Consider the following 25363-nt stretch of genomic DNA (forward strand, 5'->3'; position numbering starts at 1 on the left):
CCGCATGACGGACACCGGTCGCGTCCGCACCGGCCCGGAGTATGGTGGCCGGGTGCTCATGAGCGGCAGCCTCCTCCTTCTCCGCCGCGGCGGGGTCCACTAGACCGGGTCCCTCGTCGCGGCGTTCGGCATGCCCGGCTCACCCGCAGCGACCGACGAGGGACCGACAGATGAGCAAGTACAGCGACGCCACCGCCCAGCGCCCGTCCGGGATGCCGGTACACAAGTACCGCCCGTTCGCCGACCAGATCCGGGTGGAGCTGCCCGATCGCACCTGGCCGACCCGGCAGATCACCACCGCCCCGCGCTGGTGCGCGGTCGACCTGCGGGACGGCAACCAGGCGCTGATCGAGCCGATGAACGCCGCCCGCAAGCTGGCGATGTTCGAGCTCCTGGTGCAGATGGGCTACAAGGAGATCGAGGTGGGTTTCCCGTCCGCCTCGCAGACCGACTTCGACTTCGTGCGGATGCTGATCGAGGAGGACCGCATCCCGGACGACGTCGTGATCCAGGTGCTGACCCAGGCGCGCGAGCACCTGATCGAGCGCACCTACGAGGCGATCGCCGGTGCCAAGCGCGCCATCGTCCACCTGTACAACTCCACCTCGGTGCTGCAGCGCGAGGTGGTGTTCCGCAGCGACGAGGACGGCATCGTCGACATCGCGGTGCAGGGCGCGCACCTGTGCAAGAAGTACGAGGAGACGATCCCGGGCACCGAGGTGTTCTACGAGTACTCCCCGGAGTCCTACACCGGCACCGAGCTGGAGTTCGCGGTCCGGATCTGCAACGCGGTGATGGACGTGTTCCAGCCCACCGCCGAGCGCCCGGTGATCATCAACCTGCCCGCCACGGTCGAGATGGCCACCCCGAACGTGTACGCGGACTCGATCGAGTGGATGAGCCGCCACCTGCACTACCGCGAGCACGTCGTGCTGTCCTTGCACCCGCACAACGACCGGGGCACCGCGGTGGCCGCCGCCGAGCTGGGCTACCTGGCCGGTGCCGACCGGATCGAGGGCTGCCTGTTCGGCAACGGGGAGCGCACCGGCAACGTCTGCCTGGTGACCCTGGGCATGAACCTGTTCAGCCAGGGCGTCGACCCGCAGATCGACTTCAGCGACATCGACCACATCCGGCGCACCGTCGAGCACTGCAACCAGATGCCGGTACCCGAGCGGCACCCCTACGGCGGCGACCTGGTGTTCACCGCGTTCTCCGGCTCGCACCAGGACGCGATCAAGAAGGGCCTGGACGCGATGGAGGTCCGGGCGACCGCCGACGGCAAGGGCGTCGACGACATCGTCTGGGCCGTGCCGTACCTGCCGATCGACCCGAAGGACCTGGGCCGCAGCTACGAGGCGATCATCCGGGTCAACTCGCAGTCCGGGAAGGGCGGCATCAGCTACCTGATGAAGTCCGAGAAGGACCTGGACCTGCCCCGTCGTCTGCAGATCGAGTTCTCCCAGGTCGTCCAGCACCACACCGACTCCAGCGGCGCGGAGGTCACCGCCGACGCCCTGTGGCGGATCTTCACCGACGAGTACCTGCCGGTCGAGGCGGGCGGCGACCTGGCACCCTGGGGCCGGTTCGCCCTGCGCGGCACCAGCATCACCACCACCGAGGACGGCCGGGCGGATCTCACCGTCGACCTGGTCGACAACGGCGAGGCCCGCACCGTGCACGCGGCCGGGAACGGCCCGATCGCGGCCTTCGTCGCGGCGCTGAACGAGGTCGGGGTCCAGGTACAGGTGCTGGACTACGCCGAGCACGCGCTGTCCGCCGGCGGGGACGCCACCGCGGCCGCCTACGTCGAGTGCTCGGTGGGCGACCGGACGCTCTGGGGCGCCGGGATCGACCCGTCCAGCACCACCGCCTCCCTGAAGGCGATCGTCTCCGCGGTGAACCGCGCCCTGCGCTGAGTCCCGCCGGCCCGGACCGGTGCCACGTCGGCGGCACCGGCCCGGGTGCTACCACCCCGGACGGCCGGGTCGCCGGGTGGAATCCGCCCGGCGTCCGGGTGAAAAGGCGCTCGCTCCCGATGCCGGTCGCCCCGGGTGGCCGATGCTCACAGCACATCGGCCGGTCGACGAGGGAGGGGGCCATGAGCGCAGAGCTTGCCGTGGTGTCCGAGTTCGGCCCGTTGCACCCGCTCGCCGGAGCCGGGTTCTCCGCGTTGCAGCACGGCCGCGCGGATCTGGCCGAACAGCTCTCCCGGCGGGTGGCGCTGGTCGCCTCGTCCGCCGGGGACGAGGACACCTGGCGCTACGCCCAGTTCGTGCTCGGCCGCGCCCTGATCGCGCAGCACCGGCCGTGGGACGCGCTGACCGCCATCGACGAGCTGGTGGCCGCGACCCGGGACGACGACCGTCCGTACTGGCGTGCCAAGGCGCTCGGCGCCCGGGCGATCGCCCTGCGCGGCACCGGAGCCGAGCACGAGGTGATCGAGGTGCTCGCCGAGGTGTGGGTGCTCACCGACGCCGCGGACGGCACCGTCTACAACCAGGTCTCGGCCACCGTGATGCTGGCCAACGCCCTGCGCACGGTCGAGCTCTACGACCAGGCCGACCGGCTGCTGTCCGGGCTGTGGCGGGTGGTGGAGCCCGAGATCGTCCCGATGGTCGTCCTGGACGGGGCGCGCGCCCTCGCCGAGTGGGCGCTGCACCTGGCGCTGATCGACGACCCGCGGGCCGGCGAGATCCAGCACCGCCTGGCGTCCCGGTCCCTGCTGCTGCGCCGCGTGGCGGACGACGACCCGGAACTGCGCGGCTACGCGCTCGCCTACGAGGCGCTGGCCGCGTACCTGCTCCGGGACATCCAGGGTGCGACCCTGGTGATCGACGCGTTGCGACGCCGCTCCTGGCCGCGCCGCGGCACCGTCGAGTGGCAGGTCGCCAGCTTCGTCTCCGGCATGCTCGCCTGTACGGCCGGCCGGTTCGCCGAGGCCACCGAGGAGCTCGAGGACCTGCGGGAGGTCGCGGTCGATCACGGACAGGACCTCTGGACGGTGGTCGCCGACGAGGCCCTGGTCCAGATCGCGACCGAGCGCTTCGGCCCGCACCCCGCGCTCGGCCACGCCCGCAACATGTTCCGTCGTGCCGTCTCCCGGTGGGCGGCGCAGCAGGCCGACCGGTTCGAGGCGGTGCGCACCCGGATCCGGCTGCACGAACTGCTGGCCGAACGCGATCGAGCCACCCGGCTGACCCGGGTCGACCCGCTGACCGGGGTGGGCAATCGGCGGGCGCTCCAGCACCGGCTGGACAGCTCCGGCACCGTCAGTGCGATCTTCGTCGACGTTGACGACTTCAAGCTGGTCAACGAGCAGTTCTCGCATGTCACCGGCGACGTCGCGCTGATCGAGCTGGGCCGTCTGATCGAGTCGGTCGCCGGTCCGGGGGAGCTGGTCGCCCGCTACGGCGGCGACGAGTTCGTGGTGATGCTGCCCGGCCGGGACGCCGACGTCACCGAGCTGGACCGCCGCGCCGCCGACCTGGTCCGGCTGGTCCGCGAACACGACTGGTCCGCCCTCGCCCCCGGTCTGCGGGTCACGATCTCGGTCGGCGTCGCGGTGGCCGCCGAACCCGCGGTCGTGCTGGCCGAGGCGAGCACCGCCGTGCTCACCGCCAAGCGGCTGGGCCGGGACCGGGTGACCGTGGCGGGGCTGAGCGTGTAGGTCCCGGGACGCCGTCGGCTCCGTCCGGGGCAGGTGGGTTGGCGGGTCTACGGTCGATTCACGGGTGCTGACCTGTGCGAACACCGCCCGATACCGGGTCGTTCGTCGCGGGCGGGGCTGATCCGGAGATCACCGACTCGCTGGAGACCGCCTGGAACGGTGAGGAGGACGGTGCGTCGCGCACCCGAGCACCGCACCGGACCACCCGCGGCCATCCCCTCCGTCACCCGACCCCAGGTGTGAACGTTCGGGGCGCATCCGGCCGACCCGGCGCACCGGATCGACCGGATGTGGGCGCGATGGCGGACAATGCTGCGGTGAGTCTCTACCGCGATGAGGCGATCGTGCTGCGCACCCACAAGCTGGGTGAGGCGGACCGGATCGTCACCCTGCTGACCCGGGGCAACGGCAAGGTCCGCGCCGTCGCCAAGGGGGTCCGGCGTACCACCTCGCGGATCGGTTCCCGACTGGAGCCGTTCATGCACGTCGACTTGCAGTTGAGCACCGGTCGCAACCTGGACGTGGTCACCCAGGTGGAGACGCTCGGACCCTACGGCCGGCCGGTCAGCGAGGACTACGCGCTGTACACGGTCGGCACCGTGATGCTGGAGACCGCCGAACGGCTGGTGGAGGCGGAGCACGAGCCGTCGCTGCAGCAGTACTGGCTGCTGGTCGGCGCGGTGCGTTCGCTCGCGACCCGGGAGCACGCCCCGGGTCTGGTGCTCGACTCCTACCTGTTGCGCGCGCTGGCCATCGCCGGGTGGGCGCCGAGCTTCACCGACTGTGCGCGCTGCGGTCGCCCCGGCCCGCACCACGCCTTCGCGGTGGCCGTGGGGGGCGCGGTCTGCACCACCTGTCGGCCGCCGGGTTCTCCGGCCCCCGCGCCGGAGACCTTCGCCCTGCTGGCCGCGCTGATGACCGGCGACTGGTCGGTGGCCGACGCCTCCGCCGAGCGGCACCGCCGGGAGGGCAACGGTCTGGTCGCCGCATACTCCCAGTTCCACCTGGAGCGCCAGCTGCGTTCCCTGCCCCTGGTCGAGAGGATCTGATGAGCCCGCAGTCCCCGCCGCCGCACCCCAGCGGTGCCCGGCCGCCCGCCCTCCCGTCCGCGCTGGTCCCGAAGCACGTCGCGATCGTGATGGACGGCAACGGTCGCTGGGCCAACGCCCGGGGACTGCCCCGCACCGAGGGGCACAAGGCGGGCGAGGCCGCACTGCTGGACGTGGTGGCCGGGGCGATCGATCTCGGCATCACGCACATCTCCGCCTACGCGTTCTCGACCGAGAACTGGTCGCGCTCGCCGGAGGAGGTGAAGTTCCTGATGGGCTTCAACCGGGACGTGATCCGCCGCCGCCGGGACGTCATGCACTCCTGGGGCGTCCGGGTCCGCTGGGCCGGTCGTCGGCCTCGGCTCTGGCGCTCGGTGATCAACGAGCTCGAGGACGCCGAGCGGATGACCGCGGACAACACCACCTGCACCCTCACCATGTGCGTGAACTACGGCGGCCGGGCCGAGATCGCCGATGCCGCGCGGGCGATCGCCCAGGACGTGGCCGCGGGCCGGCTCAAGGCGGACCGGATCTCGGAGAAGACCGTCGCCCGTTACCTCGACGAGCCGGACATGCCGGACGTGGACATGCTCTGGCGCACCGGCGGCGAGCAGCGGACCTCCAACTTCCTGATCTGGCAGGCGGCCTACGCCGAGATGGTGTTCACCCCCGAGCCCTGGCCCGAGGTCGACCGACGTGCGCTGTGGGCGGCGGCGGAGACCTATGCGCGGCGCGACCGGCGGTACGGCGGGGCGGTGGACACGCCGGAGGCCGCGGGCTGACTCGATCCGACATCGGGTGAGGACCGGCTGCACGTCGCCGTCGCGGTGCCCGACCGGCGGCCCGTGGTGGAGTCGATGCTCGCCGGCGGTGCGACCCTGGTGGCCGAGCGGGACCTGAGCCAGTTCGGCACCGACTTCGCGTGGACGGTGCTGGCCGACCCGGAGGGCAATCAGGTCTGCGTCGCGGAGCTGGAGGGCTCCTGAACCCGGCGGCGCCGGCGGAGGACGACCAGTGCGACCACCCCGGCCAGGAGCGCGAGCACCCCGGCGAGCGCCCACGGTGACGCGAGGGCCAGCTGCGCGGCCGCCCACACCGCGCCGAGTCCGACCGTGCCCCAGATGAACGCCCAGGCGATCGACCCCGGGATGGACGCGAGCAGGAACCGGGGGTAGGGCATCCGCAGCAGGCCCGATCCCACGAACACCGCGGTCTGCACCCCGACCGTGACGTAGGCGAAGGTCACGGCCAGCGGTCCCCAGCGGTGCACCAGTGCGAGTCCGCGCCGGGCGGTCGGCGTGGTCGTCAGGCGCTGGGCGTGGCCGCGCAGGACGTGCAGGCGGCCCTCGGCGGTGGGCTGGTCGACCCGGTCCGCGAGCCGTCCGGCGCCGGTGAACACACCGCGGCCCAGCCAGTAGAACAGGTGCGACCGGCCCATCACGATCACGAAGAGCGCGCCGATCACCGCCCAGAACGGCCATCCGGCCATCCCGTACACGGCCGCTGCATCGGTCATGGCGTCAGTCTACGAGTGAGGACAGGCTGACCTGACCGCAGGACGGCCGGTTCAGGGCGTCCGCGCGAGGTCCACGTCGTCCGGCAGCTCCGGGTGCGGGTCCCGGGCCAGCGACGCCCTGCGGTGGCGGCCGAACAGCGGGCGCAGCACGGCGGTGCCGGCGTAGAGCGCGATCGCCAGCAGCACGATGGTCGCGCCGGGCGGGTAGTCCTCCCAGTAGGTGATCGAGAGGCCGACCACGCTGACGGCGACGCCGATCCCGCTGGCGATGCCCATGGTGCGGCTGAACGACCCGGCGAACAGCTGGGCGACCGCCACCGGCACGATCATCAGCGCGGACACCAGCAACAGCCCGACCACCCGCATGGCGACCGTGACGGTCAGCGCGGACATCACGGCCACCACCATGTTGAGGAAGGTCACCGGCAGGCCGGATCCGCGGGCGAACTCCTCGTCGTGGCTGACCGCGAACAGCACGTGCCGCAGGCCGAGGCCGATCAGCAGGACGCCGACCGCCAGGCCGACGGTCCACCACAGGTCCTGGCCGGTCACGGTGGCGATCGAGCCGAACAGGTAGGACATCAGGTTCGCGTTGGTGCCGCCGGCGACCTTGATCAGGAGCACACCACCGGCGATGCCGCCGTAGAACAGCAGGGCCAGCGCCAGGTCACCGGAGGTGCGGCCGCGGGCGCGGACCCATTCGATGATGACCGAGCCGATCACCGCGGCGACCACGGCCCCGGGGATCGCCAGGGTGTCGGCGGGGGACAGGCTGGCCCAGGTGCCGACCAGCCAGCCCATCGCGACACCGGTCAGGGCCACGTGGCCGATCCCGTCGCCCATCAGGGCCAGCCGACGCTGGACCAGGAAGGTGCCGACCACGGGTGCGGCGGCGCCGACCAGGACGGCGGCGATCAGGGCGCGCTGCATGAGCGGGGAGCTGAGCATGTCGCCCAGGGTGCTGATCCAGCTCACGGCAGGACCTCCATCGACAGGCCGGTGCCGGACTCCGGCGGGACGTCCGCGTGCGGGTGGGTGTGGTCGTGCCCGGGCTCGGCGTGCTCGCCGCGCGGGGTGGGCGGCGGACCGTCGTGCACCACCCGGCCGTGCCGCAGGACGACGGCGCGGTCGATCAGGGTGGAGAAGGACCCGATCTCGTGCAGGATCACCAGCACCGAGCTGCCGCCGCCGTGCAGGCGCCGGACCGTCTCGACGAAGGTCTCCTGGGTGGGCAGGTCGATGCCGGAGGTCGGCTCGTCCAGGACCAGCAGCTCGGGGTCGCGGATCAGTGCCCGGGCGATCAGCACCCGCTGCTGCTGGCCGCCGGACATCTCCAGGACGGAGCGCTTGGCCAGGGCGGTCATGCCGACCTGTTCCAGTGCCGCCATCGCCCGGCGGTGTGCACCACGCGGGGGACGCAGGCGACGACCGTGCACCAGACCGGAGACGACCACCTCGACCGCGGTGGCCGGGATGCCGCCGCCGGCGGGCAGCCGCTGCGGGACGTAGCCGACCCGCGCCCAGGGGACCGCGGGGCCGAGCGGCTCGCCGAGCAGGTCGATCCGGCCCGCGGTGTGCGGGGTGATCCCCAGCACGGTGCGGACCAGGGTCGACTTGCCGGAGCCGTTGGCGCCGAGCAGGGCCACGACCTCCCCGGCGCCGACGGTCAGGTCGACGCCGAACAGGATCTGCTGGCCGCCGAGCTGGACGTCGACGCCGTGTGCGCGCACGGCGGGTGCGCGCACCGCGTCCGCTGAGTCATCGTTCACGAGCACGACAATGCCGTGCGCAGCGCCTCGAGGTTGGCATCCGCGATCGAGACGTAGTCCTGCGTGTCGTCGGTGAGACCCTCGATCGGGTCCAGCACCGCGGTCTGCACGCCCAGCTCGTCGGCGAGGGTCTCGGCGACCTTCGGGCTGGCCAGGGTCTCGAAGAAGATCGTGGTCACGCCCTGGTCCTGCACCAGCGAGGAGATCTCGCGCAGCCGGGCCGGGGAGGGCTCGGCCTCCGGGTCGACGCCGGAGATGCCGACCTGGGTCAGGTCGTACTGCTCGGCCAGGTAGCCGAAGGCCTCATGGGTGGTGACGATGGTCCGCTCCTGGCAGGTCGCGAGGCCGTCGGTGTAGCGCTGGTCCAGCTCGTCCATCGAGGTGGCGAAGGCGGCGGCGTTCGCGGTGAACTCGTCGGCGTGGTCCGGGTCGATCTCGCCCAGGGCCGCGGCGACGTCGTCGGCGACCTTCGGGAGCAGGGTCGGGTTCAGCCAGAAGTGCGGGTCGTTGCTGCCGTGCTCGTGGTCGTCCTCGCCCTCCTCCTCGTCCTCGGAGTGCTCGGCGGCGTGCAGCGTCACGTCGTCGGCGGCGTCCACCACGTGCGACGGCGGGTTGGCGTCCACCGCCTCGTCCACGGACGCCTGGAAGTCGGAGAGGTAGACCACCAGGTCCGCGCGGCCGAGCTCGTTCACCTGCGACGGCGACAGCTCCAGGTCGTGCGGCTCGGCCCCGGGCGGGGTCAGCGAGGACACGCTGACGTGGTCCCCGCCGATCTGCTGCGCGATGTACTGCAGCGGGTAGAACGAGGCGAGGACCGAGATGCCGTCGCCGGTGCCGTCCGTGCCGCCGCTGTCACCCGAGGAGGAGCAGGCGGAGAGGGCCAGACCGGTGACGGCGAGGCCCGCGGTGAGCAGCAGGGCGCGACGGGGGGTTCTCATGACATCGATTCTCAACTAGATGAGAATCGATGTCAAAACGCGGTCCGTCGCTCCCGGGTAGCCTGGGCGGGATCTTCCCCGCGCCAGCCAGACGCGGGGCCCTCGGCACTCCAGGAGAGCAGTCACTGTGGCAGCACCGTCCCGTCTCGATTCCGTCGTCTCCCTCGCCAAGCGCCGAGGTTTCGTGTTCCAGAGCGGGGAGATCTACGGCGGATCCCGCTCGGCCTGGGACTACGGGCCTCTGGGTGTCGAGCTCAAGGAGAACATCAAGCGCCAGTGGTGGCGGACCGTGGTGCAGAGCCGCGACGACGTCGTCGGTCTGGACTCCGCGGTCATCCTGCCCCGCCAGGTGTGGGTGGCCTCCGGTCACGTCGGGGTGTTCACCGACCCGCTGACCGAGTGCCTGTCCTGCCACAAGCGGTTCCGCGAGGACCAGATGATCGAGGAGTTCGAGGAGAAGAAGGGGCGTGCCCCTGAGGGCGGCCTGGCGGAGATCGCCTGCCCGAACTGCGGCACCCGTGGTCAGTGGACCGAGCCGCGTGACTTCAACATGATGCTCAAGACCCACCTGGGCCCGGTGGAGGACGAGTCCGGCCTGCACTACCTGCGTCCGGAGACCGCCCAGGGCATCTTCGTGAACTTCGGCAACGTGCTGACCACCGCGCGCAAGAAGCCGCCGTTCGGCATCGGCCAGATCGGCAAGTCCTTCCGCAACGAGATCACGCCGGGCAACTTCATCTTCCGGACCCGCGAGTTCGAGCAGATGGAGATGGAGTTCTTCGTCGAGCCGGGCACGGACGAGACGTGGCACCAGTACTGGATCGACGCGCGCACCGACTGGTACGTCGACCTGGGGTTGTCCCGGGAGAACCTGCGGCACTACGAGCACCCCTCGGAGAAGCTGTCGCACTACTCCAAGCGGACCGTCGACATCGAGTACCGGTTCGGCTTCTCGGGCTCGGAGTGGGGGGAGCTCGAGGGCATCGCGAACCGCACCGACTTCGACCTGTCCACGCACAGCAAGCACTCCGGGCAGGACCTGTCCTACTTCGACCAGGGCAAGAACGAGCGCTGGGTGCCCTACGTGATCGAGCCGGCCGCCGGCCTGACCCGATCGCTGATGGCCTTCCTGATCGAGGCCTACCACGAGGACGAGGCGCCGAACTCGAAGGGCGGCGTCGACAAGCGCGTCGTGCTCCGGCTCGACCCGCGCCTGGCCCCGGTCAAGGCCGCGGTGCTCCCGCTGTCCCGCAACGAGCAGCTGTCCCCGGTCGCCCGTGAGCTGGCGGCCGAGCTGCGCAAGAACTGGAACGTCGACTTCGACGACGCCGGGGCGATCGGTCGCCGGTACCGCCGTCAGGACGAGATCGGCACCCCGTTCTGCATCACGGTGGACTTCGACAGCCTGGAGGATCGGGCCGTCACCATCCGGCACCGTGACGACATGACGCAGGAGCGCGTCCCGCTGGACCAGGTGGTCTCCTACCTGGCGGCCCGGCTGATCGGCGCCTGACCCTGGCACGTTTCTGGCGGTCCGGCCCCCGGGAGGAATCCCCGGGGGCCGGACCGTCGGTGCACGGGCACTCGCACGGGGCCGCCGACCTGCCCCCGGTCCCGGTCGGACGGCGGGCCCGCGTCGTGGTCTACGGCCTGCTGCTCGCGGCGCTGGTCGTGACGGCGGTCGGCCTGGTCGCGCTCTGGCCCCGGGGCGACCTGCCCGTGCTGCAGACCGCCCCCGACGGCGCGACCTACCAGCGGATGACCGTGACCGCCGTCGACCCGGACAGCGCCGACTCGGTGATCACGGCGGAGGACGCCGCCGGCGAGCCGGTGACGGTGCAGATCGGCGCGGAGTACCTGGACGTCCTGCACGACGGCGACGTGATCCGGGTCCTGGTGCTCGACCCGTCGATGACCGGCGGCACCGCGACCGCGATCTTCGTCGACCTGGTGCGCGGGCCGCCGATGCTCCTGATGGCGCTGGTGCTCGGGCTCCTGGTGCTGGCGGTGGCCCGGCTGCGTGGCCTGGGCGCCCTGCTCGGGCTCGGGGTGTCGGTGGTCGGCGTGCTCTGGTTCACCGTCCCGGCCCTGGCCGAGGGACGTCCCGCCCTGGCGGTGGCCCTGGTGACGTCGGCGGCGCTGATGTTCGTCCTGCTCTACCTGGCGCACGGCATCTCGCTCCGCACCTCGACCGCGCTGCTCGGCACCCTCGGCGGGCTGCTGGCCACCGGGCTGCTCGCCGCCTGGGCCACCGGTGCCACCCACCTGACCGGGCTCAGCGGGGAGAACGCCCTCGATCTGCGCCAGCTCGCCCCGGACGCCAGCCTGCGCGGCGTCCTGCTGTGCGGCATCGTGCTGGCCGGTCTGGGCGTGCTGAACGACGTCACCATCACCCAGGCCTCGGCGGTCTGGGAGATGCGCGCGCTGTCACCGACCGCCGGGCGGTGGGCGCTGTTCCGCGGCGGGATGCGGGTCGGCCGGGACCACATCGCCTCGACGGTCTACACCGTGGCCTTCGCCTACCTCGGCGCGGCCCTGCCGCTGATCATGCTGGTGGCCATGTCCGACCGGACGCTGCTGGACACCCTGACCAGCGGGGAGATCGCCGAGGAGGTGGTCCGCACCCTGGTCGGGTCGATCGGCCTGGTGCTGGCGATCCCGTTGACGACCGCGGTGGCCGCCGCGCTGGTGCCCGGCCCGGTCGCCGCTCAGTCCTCCGAGGCCGGCACGCCGTCCTGATCGGCCTGCGGTGCCGGACCGCCGTCCTGTTCGGCCCGCGGTGCCGGACCGCCGTGGGCGTGCGCGTGCTCGACCACCCGGTGCCGCCCGCTGGCCGCCCCCGGCACCGCCGCGACCACCGCCGCGACAGCCGTGGTCAGCGGCACGGCCAGCACGAGTCCGATCGACGACACGCAGGTCCGCACGATCTCCTCCGCGAACTCCCCGCCGGTCAGCGTGCTCCACAGCGGCAGGCCGTAGAGCTGCAACAGCATCAGGATCGGCAGTGCCGCCCCCGAGTAGGCGAAGGCGATGGTGTAGACGGTGGAGGCGATGTGGTCCCGGCCGATCCGCATCCCGCCCCGGAACAGCTCGCGGCGACTCGCTCCGGGGGAGGCCGTCCGCAGCTCCCACACCGCGGAGGCCTGGGTGATCGTGACGTCGTTCAGCACGCCGAGCCCGGCCAGCACCAGCCCGCACAGGAAGATCCCGCGCAGCGAGGTGGCCCCCGAGTCGCCGAGCAGCTGGGCCAGCCGGTAGCTGTCCTCGGTGCTGGCGACGTTCAGCCGGGCCCACCGCACCGCGATCACCCCGAGCCCCGCGGTGAGCAGCAGGCCGGCCAGGGTGCCGAGCAGGGCCGTCGAGGTGCGCAACGACACCCCGTGCGCGAGGTAGAGCACCACGGTCATGATCACCGTGGCGGCGCACAGCGCGACGACCAGGGCGGGTCGGTCGGACAGCAGCGCGGGCAGCACGTAGCCGCCGATGGTGACGAAGGCGAGCGCCAGTCCGACCAGGGCGCGGGCGCCGCGGGCCCCCGCGACCAGCACCACCGCCAGCGCGAAGGCCAGGGCGATCGCGACCAGCGGCAGGGTGCGCTGGTAGTCGTGCCAGGCCCAGACCTCGGTGCCGCCGTCCGTGCCGGGGTAGTGCTGCACCACGATCCTCGTCCCGGGCGAGACCTCACCGTCGGTGACCGCGGACGGCGCCCAGAGCTGGATCTCCCGGCCCTGCTCGGTGCCACTGGTGACCTCGGCGGTCAGGCGCAGGCAGGGCACGGTGTCCGGGATGGTGCCGTCGGCGAGCCGGTCCTCCTCGATGCCGTCGCAGCGGCGTTCCTCGGTGGCGGTGACCACGGCGGAGGGGTAGTCGACGTCCACGTCGGTCAGCACCTGGGCGCTGCTCGGGGTGCTGCCGTCCGGCCAGGTCAGGGCGATGCCGATCCCCGCGGCGAGCACCAGGGGGACCAGGACGGCGGCGACGATCAGGCGGGCGCGTCGGGCGGGATGCACCCGGCCGATTCTGCCGTTTCGGATCACCGAAGATTCCGATGACGCGCCGGGTCGGCGGCCGGGGGACAATGAGGTGGTGACCGCCCCGACCACCACCCCCGTGCTGCCCCCGCTCCGGATCGGCCCGCTGACCATCGACACCCCGGTGGAGCTGGCCCCGATGGCCGGGGTGACGAACGCCGCCTTCCGGCGGCTGTGCCGCGAGGCGGGCTCCGGGCTGTACGTGGCCGAGATGGTCACCAGCCGGGCGCTGGTCGAGCGCACCCCGGAGTCGATGCGGATCATCGAGCACGACCCGAGCGAGCGCCCCCGGTCGGTGCAGGTCTATGGCGTGGACCCGGCGACCGTCGGCGCCGCGGTGCATCTGATCGCCTCGGAGGACCGGGCGGACCACATCGACCTGAACTTCGGCTGCCCGGCGCCCAAGGTCACCCGGCGCGGCGGCGGCGCGGTGCTGCCGTGGAAGAGCGAGCTGTTCCGCGGCATCCTCACCGCCGCGGTCGCGGCCGCCGAGCCCTACGGCGTGCCGGTCACGATGAAGATGCGCACGGGCATCGACGACGACCACCTGACCTACCTGGAGGCCGGCCTGGTCGCCCAGGACCTCGGAGTGGCCGCGGTGGCCCTGCACGGCCGCACCGCGGCGCAGCACTACTCCGGCCAGGCCGACTGGGAGGCGATCGCCCGGCTCAAGGAGGCCGTGACCGACATCCCGGTGCTCGGCAACGGCGACATCTGGTCCGCCGAGGACGCGCTGGAGATGGTCCGGCAGACCGGGTGCGACGGCGTGGTCGTGGGCCGTGGCTGCCAGGGACGCCCGTGGCTGTTCGCCGACCTGCAGGCCGCGTTCAACGGCTCGGACGAGCGGATCACCCCCGGGCTGCGGGAGGTCGCGGTCACGATCCGGCGGCACGCCGAGCTGATGATCGAGCACTTCGGCGAGGAGCTGAAGGCGATGCGCGAGCTGCGCAAGCACATGGCCTGGTACTTCAAGGGCTACCCGGTCGGCGGCACCCAGCGCCAGGGGCTGGCGATGGTGTCCTCGATGATCGAGCTGGACGAGCGACTCGGGGCCCTGGACCTGGACCAGCCGTACCCGGGTGAGGCGGCCGAGGGCCAGCGTGGCCGGGCCGGATCGCCCAAGCGCCCGATCCTGCCGGAGGGGTGGCTGGACTCGCGCGAGCTGTCCGAGGACTTCCGGCGCCACCTGCACGAGGCCGAGCTGTCGATCTCCGGCGGCTGAGTCCCCGTCGGGCCGAGATCGGTACCTCCGCACCGAGTTCGTGACCCCGGCGACCGATGTCGGCACCGGAGTCACGAACTCGACGCGAGGGCGAGGGCTACGGCGTCACCCGAGGCGCAGCCACACGGTGGTGTCGCCGGGCAGCTCGTCGCCGGGGTCGGCGTCGCCGGTCAGGCCGGAGGACAGCAGCACCTGCGCGCCGGTGGGCAGCGGCACCGGGGTCGAGCCCAGGTTGGCCACTACCAGGACGTCGCGGTTGCGGAAGGCGATCACCTGGTCGGTGCCGGCGTACTCCTCGGCCCAGACCATGCCGCCCAGGCCGAGGCCCAGCTCGCGGCGCAGGCGGAGGGTCTCGCGGTACAGCTCCAGGGTGGAGCCGTCCTGACCGGTCTGGACATCGGCGGCGTAGGCCTTCCACTCCTCCGGCTGGGGCAGCCAGGTCAGCCCGGTGGGGGAGTAGCCCATCGCCGGGGCGTCGGCCTCCCAGGGCAGCGGCACCCGGCACCCGTCACGGCCCCGCTCGGCACCGTTGGTCCGGAAGAACGCCGGGTCCTCGCGCAGCTCGTCGTCCAGCGAGGTGTGCTCCGGCAGGCCGAGCTCCTCGCCCTGGTAGAGGTAGGCCGAGCCCGGCAGGCCGAGCAGCAGCAGGCTGGCGGCGCGGCCACGGCGCAGGCCGAGCTCCTCGTCCGGCTGCGGGTCGGTGCGGCCGATGCCGTTCGGGCGGTCGCCCGGCGTGGGCAGGCCGAGACGGGACGGGTGCCGGACCACGTCGTGGTTGGACAGCACCCAGGTGGTCGGGGCGCCGACCGAGTCGTTGACCTGGTACGACGCGGCGATGATCTCGCGAAGCGCCGGGGCGTTCCAGCCGGTGGCCAGGAAGGCGAAGTTGAACGCCTGGTGCATCTCGTCCGGGCGCACGTAGCGGGCCAGGCGGGACAGCGGGTCGACCCAGGCCTCGGCGACCAGCATCCGGTCCCCGTCGTACTCGTCCAGGATCCTGCGCCAGGCGCGGTAGATCTCGTGCACGCCGTCCTGGTCGAACATCGGCCCCTGGTTGCCGCCGCCGCCGGATACCGACTCGGGGTCCCCGTCCGCCGCGTCGTCAGTCCCGTCGATCATCGAGACGTGCCCGTCCCAGTCCGGCAGGCCGTCGGCCTTGACCATGCCGTGCGCGACGTCGATCCGGAAGCCGTCGACACCCCGGTCCAGCCAGAACCGCAGCACCGACTCGAACTCGGCGCGCACCTCCGGGTTGGTCCAGTCCAGGTCCGGCTGCTTCGAGTCGAACATGTGCAGGTACCACTGGCGGTCGGCGGTGCCGTGCCGCTCCTCGGAGAGCCGGGTCCAGGCGGGGCCGCCGAAGATCGACTGCCAGTTGTTCGGGGGCAGCTCGCCGTCGGCACCCTTGCCCTCCCGGAACAGGTAGCGCGCGCGCTCCGGGGAGCCCGGCTCGGTCCTCAGCGCCTCCTGGAACCACACGTGCTCGTCCGAGCTGTGGTTCGGCACCATGTCGACCACGACCTTCAGGCCCAGGTCGTGCGCCCGGGTCAGCAGGGCGTCGAAGTCGGCCAGGGTCCCGAACAGCGGGTCGACGTCGCGGTAGTCGGAGACGTCGTAACCGGCGTCGGCCTGCGGGGAGCGGTAGAACGGGGACAGCCACACCGCGTCCACGCCCAGGGCGGCCAGGTGGTCCAGGCGGCCGGTGATGCCGGGCAGGTCACCGATGCCGTCGCCGTTCGCGTCGGCGAAGGAGCGCGGATAGACCTGGTAGATCACCGCGTCGCGCCACCACTCGCCGTGGTCGGGGCCGGGGGCGTGCACAGCGAGCGTGCGGGAGTCGAGCGTGGTCACAGGGGAAGTGCCTTCCGGATCTCAGAGGGGAGCGGAGCTGGTCGACCCACGGACGATCAGCTCGGGGTGGAACAGGAGTTCGTTGCGCGAGGTCGGCGTTCCGGCGATCTCGCTCATCAGCGCGGCGACCGCGGCGCGGCCCATGGCCTGCACCGGCTGGCGCACGGTGGTCAGCGGCGGATCGGTGAAGCCGATCAGCACCGAGTCGTCGAAGCCGACCACCGACAGGTCCTCCGGCACCCGCAGCCCGCGTTGGCGGGCGGTGCGGATCACGCCGAGGGCCATCAGGTCGGAACCGCAGATGATCGCGGTGTGCCCGCTGTCCAGCAGCTCGTGCGCGGCGGTGGCGCCGCCCTCGACGGTGAACAGCGTGGAGACCACGTGCTCGCTGTCGTCGGTGAGGTCGAGCCGTTCGCGCAGCGCGTCGGCGAAGGCCTGCCGCTTGCGCCGGGCGGGGACGAACCGCTCCGGGCCGATCGCCAGGCCGATCCGCCGGTGGCCGAGGGACAGCAGGTGCCGCATGGCCTGGTCGATCGCCACCGAGTCGTCCGCCGCCACGGTGGGGGCGTCGATGCCGGGGGCCGAGCCGTTGACCAGGACGATCGGCAGCCCCCGGCCGCGCAGGGCCAGGTAGCGGTCGATCGGCTGGTGGGTGTCGGCGTGCAGGCCGGACAGGAAGATGATCCCGGCGACGTCGTGCTCCAGCAGGATCTCGACGTACTGGTCCTCGGTGGTGCCACCGGGCTGCTGGGCGCACAGCAGGGGGGTGAACCCGCGCTGGGTCAGCACCGACTCGATCACCTGGGCGAAGGCGGGGAAGACCGGGTTGGACAGCTCGGGCACCACCAGGCCCACCAGCCCGGTCGAGCGGGGTCGCAGCTTGTCCGGCCGCTCGTAGCCGAGCAGGTCCATCGCCGTGATCACCGCCTGCCGGGCGGTCACGGACACGCCGGGCTTCCCGTTCAGCACACGGGACACGGTCGCAGTGGAGACGCCTGCCTGTTCGGCGAGGTCGGTCAGCCGGGTACGCACGCCGGGGAGCGTAGAAGACACCGGACCTCCTCGTCGTCATCGTCCGTGGTCCATCGGAGTGTGTCACTCGGTTGCGGGCGGTTCTTGCAAGGCGTTGCAACCGATGCCTGAAAGTTACCGTAACGGCTTGCAAGAGTTGCTGCAACGACGTTACGGTCCGGTACACCGAGCCAGCGCGGGGCGGTCCCGCCGAGCGCTGGACCCCCGTCAACACTTGGGAGACTCACGATGCGACGGAGCATCTCCGCCGTGGCCGTCATGGCTGGCCTGGCGCTCACCCTCACCGCCTGCTCGTCCGGCGACGACACCTCGTCGGACGACTCCTCGACCGCCGCCGCCGGCGACGGCTCGACGCTCACCATCTGGGTCGACGAGACCCGCCAGGACGCCGTGGAGGCCGCTGCGGAGGACTTTACCGCCGAGACCGGCACCAAGGTCGAGACGGTGCTGAAGAACTACGACGACATCCGGACCGACTTCATCTCCCAGGTGCCGACCGGCAAGGGCCCGGACATCACCGTCGGCGCCCACGACTGGCTCGGCGAGCTGACCAAGAACGGCGTCGTCGCCCCGATCGAGCTCGGCGACCTGGCCGACGAGTTCGAGGACGTCTCGGTCCAGGCCTTCACCCAGGACGGCCAGGTCTACGGCCTGCCCTACGCGGTGGAGAACATCGGCCTGATCCGCAACACCGCGCTCGCCGCGGACGCGCCGACCACCTGGGACGACATGATCGCCGCCGGCCAGGCCGCGGGCACCCAGTACCCGGTGCTGATCCAGACCGGCGAGGAGGGCGACCCCTACACCTACTACCCGCTGCAGACCTCCTTCGGCGCCCCGGTGTTCGAGCAGAACGACGACGGCTCCTACAACTCGACGCTGGCCCTGGGCGGCGCGAACGGCGAGGCCTTCGCCGGATGGCTGGCCGAGCAGGGGGCCGCGGGCACCCTGGACACCGCGATCACCTACGACATCGCGCTCGAGGCGTTCAAGAACGGTCAGTCGCCGTTCATCATCGGCGGTCCGTGGATGCTCGACTCCTTCGAGGGCCTGGACCTGGCCGTCTCCGCCATCCCGTCCGCGGGTGGCCAGGACGCGCAGCCGTTCGCGGGCGTGCAGGGCTTCTACGTCTCCGCGCAGAGCCAGAACGCGCTGCTGGCGAACGACTTCCTGCTGAACTACATGTCGACCGAGGACGCGCAGCTCGCGCTGTACGAGGCCGGCCACCGTGTCCCGGCGCTGACCGCGGCCGCCGACACTGCCTCCGCCGACCCGGTCACCGCCGGCTTCCGTGAGGTCGGCGCCAACGCCGTGCCGATGCCGTCCATCCCGGAGATGGCCTCCGTGTGGACCTACTGGGGCGTGACCGAGGCCGCGGCCATCACCGGCGCGCAGGACCCGACCGCCGCCTGGCAGAAGATGGTCACCGACATCCAGGGTGCCATCGGCGGCTGAACCGCCTGACGTGGCCGGTGCGGGGAACGATCCCCGCACCGGCCACGCACGTTCCCACCAGCTCGTGAACCGCCCCGGAGGCACCGATGCCCACCCCTGAGTCCACCGCGGTCGCGCCCCGGAAGCGCCGCGGCCGCGACCTCTCGCACGCCCGCGACTTCCGCCCCGGCTTCCTGGTGAAGCTGGTGCTGGTCGCGCTGATCGACGCCTTCGGGATCTACGGCATCCTCGCCGCCTGGAACCAGGAGGCCTGGGGCATCCTCACCTCGATGGTGGTGCTGCTGGCGGTCACCAACTGGGTGTACTTCGCCAAGAAGGCGCTGCCGCTGAAGTACGTGCTGCCCGGCCTGGTCTTCCTGCTGGTCTACCAGGTCTACGTGATGGCCTACACCGGCTACGTCGCGTTCACGAACTACGGTGACGGCCACAACTCCACCAAGTCCCAGGCCGTCGAGGCGCTGCTGGTGCAGAACGAGCGCCGGGTCGAGGGCACCGAGTCCTACCAGCTGACCGTGGTCGGCTCCGGCGACGAGCTCGGCTTCGCGGTGCTGGACGCCGACGGCGACGTCCGCGTCGGCACCGCCGAGCAGCCCCTGGAGGAGGTCGACGCGACCGTCGACGCCGGCCAGGTCACCGCGGTCCCCGGCTTCGACGTGCTGGACCGCACCACCGTGCTGGAGCGCCAGGACGAGGTCACCAGCCTCCGGGTGCCGATCTCCGACGACCCGAACGACGGATCGATCCGCACCCAGGACGCCCGCACCGGATACGTGTCCGAGTCGACGCTGCACTACGACGCCGACGCCGACACCCTGACCGACTCCACCACCGGCACCGTCTACTCCCCGAACGACCACGGGCAGTTCGAGGCCGAGGACGGCAGCACGCTGGCGGTCGGCTGGCGGGTGTTCGTCGGCGGGGAGAACTTCACCACCGCCTTCACCGACAGCCGGTACGCCGCACCGTTCTGGAAGATCCTGGTCTGGACTTTCGCCTTCGCGATCGGCTCGGTGGCGACCACGTTCCTGCTCGGCCTGTTCCTGGCCGTGGTGTTCAACGACGTGCGCCTGCGCGGCCGGAAGGTCTACCGCACGCTGCTGATCCTGCCGTACGCCATCCCCGGCTTCCTGGGCGCGCTGCTCTGGGCCGGCATGCTGAACCGCAAGTTCGGCTTCATCAACGAGGTGATCCTCGGCGGGGCCAACATCGGCTGGCTGACCGATCCGGTGCTGGCCAAACTCGCGGTGCTGGGCGTCAACCTCTGGCTCGGCTTCCCGTACATGTTCCTGATCTGCACCGGTGCGCTGCAGTCGCTGCCCGGTGACGTGATGGAGGCGGCCAAGATCGACGGCGCGAGCCCGTGGCGGGCGTTCCGGTCGGTGACCATGCCGCTGCTGCTGGTCTCGACCACCCCGCTGCTGATCAGCAGCTTCGCCTTCAACTTCAACAACTTCACGCTGATCTACATGCTGACCGGCGGCGGGCCACGGTTCTCCGACGCCTCCGTGCCGCTCGGCCACACCGACATCCTGATCTCGATGGTCTACAACATCGCCGGGGTGGACGGGAACAGCCAGAAGAACTACGGCCTGGCGAGCGCGCTGTCGATCATGATCTTCGTGATCGTCGGCGGGATCTCGGCCCTGGCCTTCCGCAAGACCCGTCAGCTGGAGGAGCTCAACTGATGTCTGCGACGACTCCTGACCACAGCCGGCTGTCCGCCGGCCGCTGGGTGCGCGAACTGGGCTGGCGGCACCTGATCGGCGTGATCTTCGTGATCTACGCCGCGTTTCCGCTGATCTACCTGGTGTCCGCCTCGCTGTCCTCCGGCGGCACGCTGACCGGGTCGAACAGCCTGTTCACCGACGTGACCGGGTCGAACTTCAGCACGCTGTTCGACACCACCAAGTTCTGGACCTGGCTGGGCAACTCGCTGATCATCTCGGTCGCCTCCTCGGTGGGCGCCATGCTGCTCGGCGCCGCCGCGGCCTACGCGTTCAGCCGGTTCCGGTTCCGGGGCCGCCGGTCGTCGCTGACCGGGCTGCTGATCATCCAGATGTTCCCGCAGATGCTGGCGTTCGTGGCGATCTTCCTGCTGCTGCTCGGCCTGGGCGAGGTGTTCCCGGCGCTCGGCCTGAACGGCAAGCTCGGCCTGATCGCGGTGTACCTGGGCGGCGCGCTCGGGTCGAACACCTTCCTGATGTACGGCTTCTTCAACACCATCCCGCGCGAGCTGGACGAGGCCGCGAAGATCGACGGCGCCACCCACGCGCAGATCTACTGGACGATCATCCTGCGCCTGGTCGCGCCGATCCTGGCCGTGGTCACGCTACTGGCGTTCATCAGCACCTTCGGCGAGTTCATCGTCGCCCGGATCGTGCTGCCCGCCGAGTCCTCCTGGACCGTGGCGGTCGGCCTGTACTCGCTGGTCTCCGACCAGCTGGCCGCCAACTGGGGCGTGTTCGCCGCCGGTGCGGTGATCGCCGCGGTCCCGGTGCTCGCCCTGTTCCTGTTCCTGCAGAAGTACATCGTCGGCGGTCTGACCGCCGGTTCCGTGAAGGGTTGATCCTTGCTCCAACCGCACCATGACGGGTCCGAGCTCTACGTCCCGTCCGGGACACCGCGGCTGGGGGAGGTGGTGCCGGTCCGGCTGCGCGTCCCCGGCCCGGCACCCGAGGCGGTCTGGCTCCGGGTGGTCGAGGACGGCGAGCCGCGGGTGTACCCCGCCGCGCTCGCCGACTCGACCCCCGACGAGCACTGGTTCACCGCCGACGTCCGGGTGACCAACCCCGTCACGCAGTACCGCTTCCTGCTGGTCGGACCGCAGTACGACGGCGGCCAGGCCTGGCTGAACGGCGAGGGACTGATCGCCCGGGACGTGCCCGACGCCAGCGACTTCCGGCTCACCACCACGGAGCCGGGACCGGTGTGGGCACGGGACGCGGTGGTCTACCAGGTGTTCCCGGACCGGTTCGCCCGTTCCGCCGCCGCCGACGACCGCGAGCTGCCGGACTGGGCGCTGCCCGCGCAGTGGGGCGACGAGCCGATCGGCGGCGGACCGGGCACCGGCACCCAGTTCTACGGCGGCGACCTGGCGGGCATCGAGGAGCACCTGGACCACCTGCAGCGGCTGGGCGTCAGCACGCTCTACCTCACCCCGTCGTTCCCGGGCCGGTCCAACCACCGCTACGACGCCGCCACCTTCGACGCGATCGACCCGCTGCTCGGCGGGGACGACGCGCTGGCGTCGCTGGCGGAGGCCGTGCACGCCCGCGGCATGCGGATCGTCGGGGACCTCACCACCAATCACACCGGGGTGTCGCACGACTGGTTCCACCGCGCGCAGGACCCCGGATCGGAGGAGAACTCCTTCTACTACTGGACCGACACCGAGCCCGGGTACGTCGGCTGGCTCGGCCACGCCTCGCTGCCCAAGCTGAACCACAACGCGCCGGCGCTGACCGCCCGGATGGACTCGGTGGTCGCCCGCTACCTGGACCGGCCGTTCGGGCTGGACGGCTGGCGGATCGACGTGGCCAACATGACCGGCCGGCAGGGCGCCGACGACCTCACCCACGAGGTCTCCCGCCGGGTGCGCGCCACCATCGAGTCGGTGCGGCCGGACGGGGTGCTGATCGCCGAGCACTTCCACGACGCCGGAGCCGACCTGGTCGCCGGTGGCTGGCACGGCACGATGAACTACTCGGCGTTCACCCGCCCGGTGTGGAGCTGGCTGGCCGGCGACGTGCCCGGCATCCGGTACTCCGAGCTCCCGGTGCCGATCCCGCACCGCCGGGGCGCCGAGGTGGTCGCCGCGATGCGGGACTTCGGGGCGGCCGTGCCCTGGTCGGTCACCACCCGGCAGTGGAACCTGCTCGGCTCGCACGACACCCCGCGGATCCGCACCCTGCTCGGCGACGACAGCCGGGTCGAGGTCGCCGCCGGGCTGCTGTTCACCTACCCCGGCACTCCGGTCCTGTTCGCCGGGGACGAGGGCGGCGCGGTCGGCAGCAACGGAGAGCACGGCCGGGTCACCATGCCGTGGACGCAGATCGAGGCCGGTGGCGGTCCGGACTGGGACGCCGGCACCTTCGCGGTCTACCGGGCTCTGATCGCGCTGCGCTCCGAGCACCGGGCCCTGCGCGAGGGAGGCCTGCGCTGGGTGCTGGTCGAGGACGACGCGCTGGCCTTCCTGCGGGAGACCCGGGACGAGCGCCTGCTGATCGTGGCCGCGCGGGCGCCGTGGGCCGGTGGCGAGCTGCCCGCGTCCCTGGGCTCGCCCGAGACGCTGTACGGGGGAGCCGACCTGACGGTGACCGCAGCCGGGGCGCTCGCGGTCCCGGGCACCGGTCCCGGCTTCGGGGTCTGGCGCCTGCGCTGAGGCGGGGCGCGGGCGATTAGGCTGAGCGCGTGAGCAGCAGCGATCTCCCCGACGGGTACGCCGAGGCCGATCGGGAACGGTGGGTGCCGGAGGCGCCGAAGTCGCGCGCTCGCAGTCCGTTCGAGCGGGACCGGGGGCGCCTGGTGCACTCCTCGGCGCTCCGGCGGCTCGGGGCCAAGACCCAGGTGCTCGGCCCGAGCTCGGACGACTTCATCCGGACCCGGCTGACCCACACCCTGGAGGTCGCGCAGGTCGGCCGGGAGATCGGCAAGATCCTCGGCTGCGACCCCGACGTGGTGGACACCGCCTGCCTCGCCCACGACCTCGGCCACCCGCCGTTCGGGCACAACGGCGAGCGCGCGCTGGCCCACCTGTCCCGGCACATCGGCGGGTTCGAGGGCAACGCCCAGACCCTGCGGCTGCTCACCCGGCTCGAGCCCAAGGTGATCACCGACGACGGCCGCAGCGCAGGGCTGAATCTGACCCGGGCCAGCCTGGACGCCTCGGTGAAGTACCCGTGGGCGACCGGCGACGGCCCGATCAGCCCGTCCAGCGGCCGGCCGACCCACAAGTTCGGGGTCTACGCCGACGACCAGCCCGTGTTCGACTGGCTGCGCGGCGACGCCCCGGTCGGGCGCAAGTGCCTGGAAGCGCAGGTGATGGACCTCGCGGACGACATCTCCTACTCGGTGCACGACGTCGAGGACGCGGTGGTCGGTGGCCGGTTCGACCTGGGGGTGCTCGCCCAGCCGGAGGAGCGCGGCCGGGTCGTCGAGGCGATCCAGACCTGGTACGGCGACGCGATCGACGCCGCCGGGCTGGAAGCGGCGATGGACCGCCTGGTGCACGCCCGGCTCTGGCAGACCGGATTCGACGGGTCGCGGGCGGCGCTGGCCGCGCTGAAGAACACCACCAGCCAGCTGATCGGCCGGTTCGCCCGGGCCGCGCAGCTCGCCACCCGGGAGGTCTACGGTCCCGGGCCGCTCACCCGGTACGCGGCGGACCTGATCGTGCCCACCGCCACCACCGCGGAGATCCTGGTCCTCAAGGGCCTGGCGGTGGCCTACGTGATGGCCCCCCGGGAGCTGGAGCCGCTCTACCAGCGGCAGCGGGAGATCCTGGCCGACCTGGTGCAGGTGCTGGCCGACCGGGCACCGGTCAGCCTGGAACCCCCGTTCGCCGCCGACTGGCGGGCGGCCGACGACGACGGGGCACGCCTGCGGGTGGTCATCGATCAGGTCGCCTCGCTCACCGACGTCTCCGCCGCGGCCTGGCACGCCCGGCTCGCGCCGCCGCCGCGCTACTGAGTGCTCACCACCTAGTTCTGGTCCCAGCCGCTGCGTGGCCCCGCCATCCGCGGTGCACTGGAGGGGCGCACATCCGCGCGTCCGCCAGAGCCGTCGGAGGATCACCATGAGCACGATGAAGGCCGCTGTCGTCCACGAGTTCGGGAAGCCGCTCACCGTCGACGAGATCGCCGTCCCGGCCCCCGGGCCGGACGAGGCCCTGGTCAAGGTCCGGTACACCGGCGTCTGCCACACCGACCTGCACGCCGCGCACGGCGACTGGCCGGTCAAGCCCGCCCCGCCGTTCGTCCCCGGCCACGAGGGGGTGGGCGAGGTGGTCGCGATCGGCGAGCACGTCACCCGGGTCGCCGTCGGTGACCTGGTCGGCAACGCGTGGCTGTGGAGCGCCTGCGGCGAGTGCGAGTACTGCGAGACCGGCTGGGAGACGCTCTGCCCGCAGCAGCAGAACGGCGGCTACGCGGTGGACGGCTCCTTCGGCCAGTACATGCTGGTGGACGCCCGCTACGCGCCGGTGATCCCGGACGGGGTGGACCTGGCCGCGGTGGCGCCGATCCTGTGCGCCGGGGTCACGGTCTACAAGGGGCTCAAGCGGACCGACACCCAGCCCGGCCAGTGGGTGCTGATCTCCGGCATCGGCGGGCTCGGCCACATCGCGGTGCAGTACGCGGTCGCGATGGGCCGCCGCGTCGCGGCGGTGGACGTCGACGACGACAAGCTCGCCCTGGCCCGCACGCACGGCGCCGAGCTCACCGTGAACGCCCGGACCTCGGACGACCCGGCGGCCGAGCTGCAGCGGCTGACCGGCGGCGGGGTGCACGGCGCGCTGGTCACCGCGGTGAACGCGCACGCCTTCCCGCAGGCCGTCGGGGCGTTGCGCCGGGGAGGCACGGTCGCGCTGGTCGGGCTGCCGCCGGAGCAGTTCCCGCTGGACATCTTCACCACCGTGCTCCGGGGGCTGACCGTCCGGGGCTCGATCGTCGGCACCCGCAAGGACATGGCCGAGGCGGTCGACTTCTTCGCGCGGGGGAAGATCCACCCGACCTACAGCGTGCGTCCGATAGCGGACATCAACGCGATCTTCGGGGAGATGGAGCAGGGCGCGATCGACGGGCGGATCGTGCTGGACCTGGAGTCCTGACCGC

21 protein-coding genes are annotated in these 25363 nt (G+C 71.9%); 14 read left to right on the top strand and 7 right to left on the bottom strand.

Annotation, left to right across the window (positions count from 1 at the left end):
* Positions 1-170 precede the first annotated feature (170 nt).
* The 5 genes from leuA to OGL89_RS05640 all read left to right on the top strand — a co-directional run bounded on the left by leuA (position 171) and on the right by OGL89_RS05640 (position 5705).
* Positions 171-1919 (top strand): 2-isopropylmalate synthase, encoded by a 1749-nt coding sequence (gene leuA, locus OGL89_RS05620; RefSeq protein WP_263118920.1) that lies wholly within the window; start codon positions 171-173, stop codon positions 1917-1919.
* Between the two features lie 182 nt (positions 1920-2101).
* Positions 2102-3670: a GGDEF domain-containing protein gene (locus OGL89_RS05625; RefSeq protein ID WP_263118921.1), complete on the top strand. Its 1569-nt coding sequence runs from the start codon at positions 2102-2104 to the stop codon at positions 3668-3670.
* Between the two features lie 317 nt (positions 3671-3987).
* Positions 3988-4719, top strand: coding sequence for a DNA repair protein RecO (recO, locus tag OGL89_RS05630; protein ID WP_263118922.1), 732 nt, complete (start codon positions 3988-3990; stop codon positions 4717-4719).
* Entirely contained in the window at positions 4719-5501 is a 783-nt protein-coding gene (locus tag OGL89_RS05635) for an isoprenyl transferase (RefSeq protein ID WP_263118923.1), read from the top strand. The genes recO and OGL89_RS05635 overlap by 1 nt, the downstream gene beginning before the upstream one ends.
* A gap of 66 nt (positions 5502-5567) precedes the next feature.
* Positions 5568-5705 carry a VOC family protein gene (locus OGL89_RS05640; protein WP_346770681.1) on the top strand — a complete coding sequence of 46 codons (138 nt, stop codon included), beginning with the start codon at positions 5568-5570 and terminating at the stop codon, positions 5703-5705.
* Here the strand turns inward: OGL89_RS05640 and OGL89_RS05645 are convergent.
* The 4 genes from OGL89_RS05645 to OGL89_RS05660 are packed head-to-tail and all read right to left on the bottom strand — an operon-like array spanning position 5672 to position 8942.
* Positions 5672-6235: a hypothetical protein gene (locus tag OGL89_RS05645; RefSeq protein ID WP_263118925.1), complete on the bottom strand. Its 564-nt coding sequence runs from the start codon at positions 6233-6235 to the stop codon at positions 5672-5674. The genes OGL89_RS05640 and OGL89_RS05645 overlap by 34 nt on opposite strands.
* Positions 6236-6286: 51 nt before the next feature.
* Positions 6287-7183 carry a metal ABC transporter permease gene (locus OGL89_RS05650; protein ID WP_263118972.1) on the bottom strand — a complete coding sequence of 299 codons (897 nt, stop codon included), beginning with the start codon at positions 7181-7183 and terminating at the stop codon, positions 6287-6289.
* Positions 7184-7206: 23 nt separating this feature from the next.
* Complete coding sequence (locus tag OGL89_RS05655) at positions 7207-8004, bottom strand: ATP-binding cassette domain-containing protein (RefSeq protein WP_263118926.1); 798 nt, start codon at positions 8002-8004, stop codon at positions 7207-7209.
* A complete protein-coding gene (locus OGL89_RS05660; protein WP_263118927.1) occupies positions 8001-8942 on the bottom strand; it encodes a metal ABC transporter substrate-binding protein in 942 nt (313 codons plus the stop codon). Before OGL89_RS05660 ends, OGL89_RS05655 begins: the two co-directional genes overlap by 4 nt.
* Before the next feature lie 127 nt (positions 8943-9069).
* Here OGL89_RS05660 and OGL89_RS05665 point away from each other — a divergent pair, with 127 nt between their 5' ends.
* Positions 9070-10455, top strand: coding sequence for a glycine--tRNA ligase (locus tag OGL89_RS05665; RefSeq protein WP_263118928.1), 1386 nt, complete (start codon positions 9070-9072; stop codon positions 10453-10455).
* 59 nt (positions 10456-10514) lie between these two features.
* Entirely contained in the window at positions 10515-11681 is a 1167-nt protein-coding gene (locus OGL89_RS05670; RefSeq protein WP_263118929.1) for a YibE/F family protein, read from the top strand.
* Here the strand turns inward: OGL89_RS05670 and OGL89_RS05675 are convergent.
* Complete coding sequence (locus OGL89_RS05675) at positions 11651-12952, bottom strand: YibE/F family protein (RefSeq protein ID WP_263118930.1); 1302 nt, start codon at positions 12950-12952, stop codon at positions 11651-11653. The two genes, OGL89_RS05670 and OGL89_RS05675, sit on opposite strands and share 31 nt — an antisense overlap.
* Before the next feature lie 76 nt (positions 12953-13028).
* Between OGL89_RS05675 and dusB the strand changes: the two genes are divergently transcribed.
* On the top strand, positions 13029-14195 hold the full coding sequence (dusB, locus tag OGL89_RS05680) for a tRNA dihydrouridine synthase DusB (RefSeq protein ID WP_263118931.1): 1167 nt from the start codon (positions 13029-13031) through the stop codon (positions 14193-14195).
* Positions 14196-14300: 105 nt separating this feature from the next.
* On the opposite strand, the gene OGL89_RS05685 is transcribed toward dusB, so the two are convergent.
* Both OGL89_RS05685 and OGL89_RS05690 read right to left on the bottom strand, forming a co-directional pair.
* On the bottom strand, positions 14301-16046 hold the full coding sequence (locus OGL89_RS05685; protein WP_263118932.1) for a glycoside hydrolase family 13 protein: 1746 nt from the start codon (positions 16044-16046) through the stop codon (positions 14301-14303).
* Positions 16047-16067: 21 nt separating this feature from the next.
* The gene (locus tag OGL89_RS05690; RefSeq protein ID WP_263118933.1) at positions 16068-17078 is read right to left on the bottom strand and encodes a LacI family DNA-binding transcriptional regulator; all 1011 of its coding nucleotides are present in this window, start codon (positions 17076-17078) and stop codon (positions 16068-16070) included.
* 228 nt (positions 17079-17306) lie between these two features.
* Between OGL89_RS05690 and OGL89_RS05695 the strand changes: the two genes are divergently transcribed.
* The 6 genes from OGL89_RS05695 to adhP all read left to right on the top strand — a co-directional run bounded on the left by OGL89_RS05695 (position 17307) and on the right by adhP (position 25359).
* Complete coding sequence (locus tag OGL89_RS05695; RefSeq protein ID WP_263118934.1) at positions 17307-18533, top strand: extracellular solute-binding protein; 1227 nt, start codon at positions 17307-17309, stop codon at positions 18531-18533.
* Positions 18534-18619: 86 nt separating this feature from the next.
* Positions 18620-20218 (top strand): ABC transporter permease subunit, encoded by a 1599-nt coding sequence (locus tag OGL89_RS05700; RefSeq protein ID WP_263118935.1) that lies wholly within the window; start codon positions 18620-18622, stop codon positions 20216-20218.
* The gene (locus tag OGL89_RS05705) at positions 20218-21099 is read left to right on the top strand and encodes an ABC transporter permease subunit (protein WP_263118936.1); all 882 of its coding nucleotides are present in this window, start codon (positions 20218-20220) and stop codon (positions 21097-21099) included. The genes OGL89_RS05700 and OGL89_RS05705 overlap by 1 nt, the downstream gene beginning before the upstream one ends.
* Positions 21100-21102: 3 nt before the next feature.
* Complete coding sequence (locus tag OGL89_RS05710) at positions 21103-22914, top strand: glycoside hydrolase family 13 protein (RefSeq protein ID WP_263118937.1); 1812 nt, start codon at positions 21103-21105, stop codon at positions 22912-22914.
* A gap of 29 nt (positions 22915-22943) precedes the next feature.
* Positions 22944-24221 carry a deoxyguanosinetriphosphate triphosphohydrolase gene (locus tag OGL89_RS05715; RefSeq protein ID WP_263118938.1) on the top strand — a complete coding sequence of 426 codons (1278 nt, stop codon included), beginning with the start codon at positions 22944-22946 and terminating at the stop codon, positions 24219-24221.
* Positions 24222-24336: 115 nt separating this feature from the next.
* Positions 24337-25359 (top strand): alcohol dehydrogenase AdhP, encoded by a 1023-nt coding sequence (gene adhP / locus OGL89_RS05720; RefSeq protein WP_263118973.1) that lies wholly within the window; start codon positions 24337-24339, stop codon positions 25357-25359.
* The last annotated feature ends 4 nt before the right edge of the window (positions 25360-25363 follow it).

Origin of the sequence: Cellulomonas sp. RIT-PI-Y (genome assembly GCF_025642745.1) — a bacterium.
Lineage (GTDB): Bacteria > Actinomycetota > Actinomycetes > Actinomycetales > Cellulomonadaceae > Cellulomonas.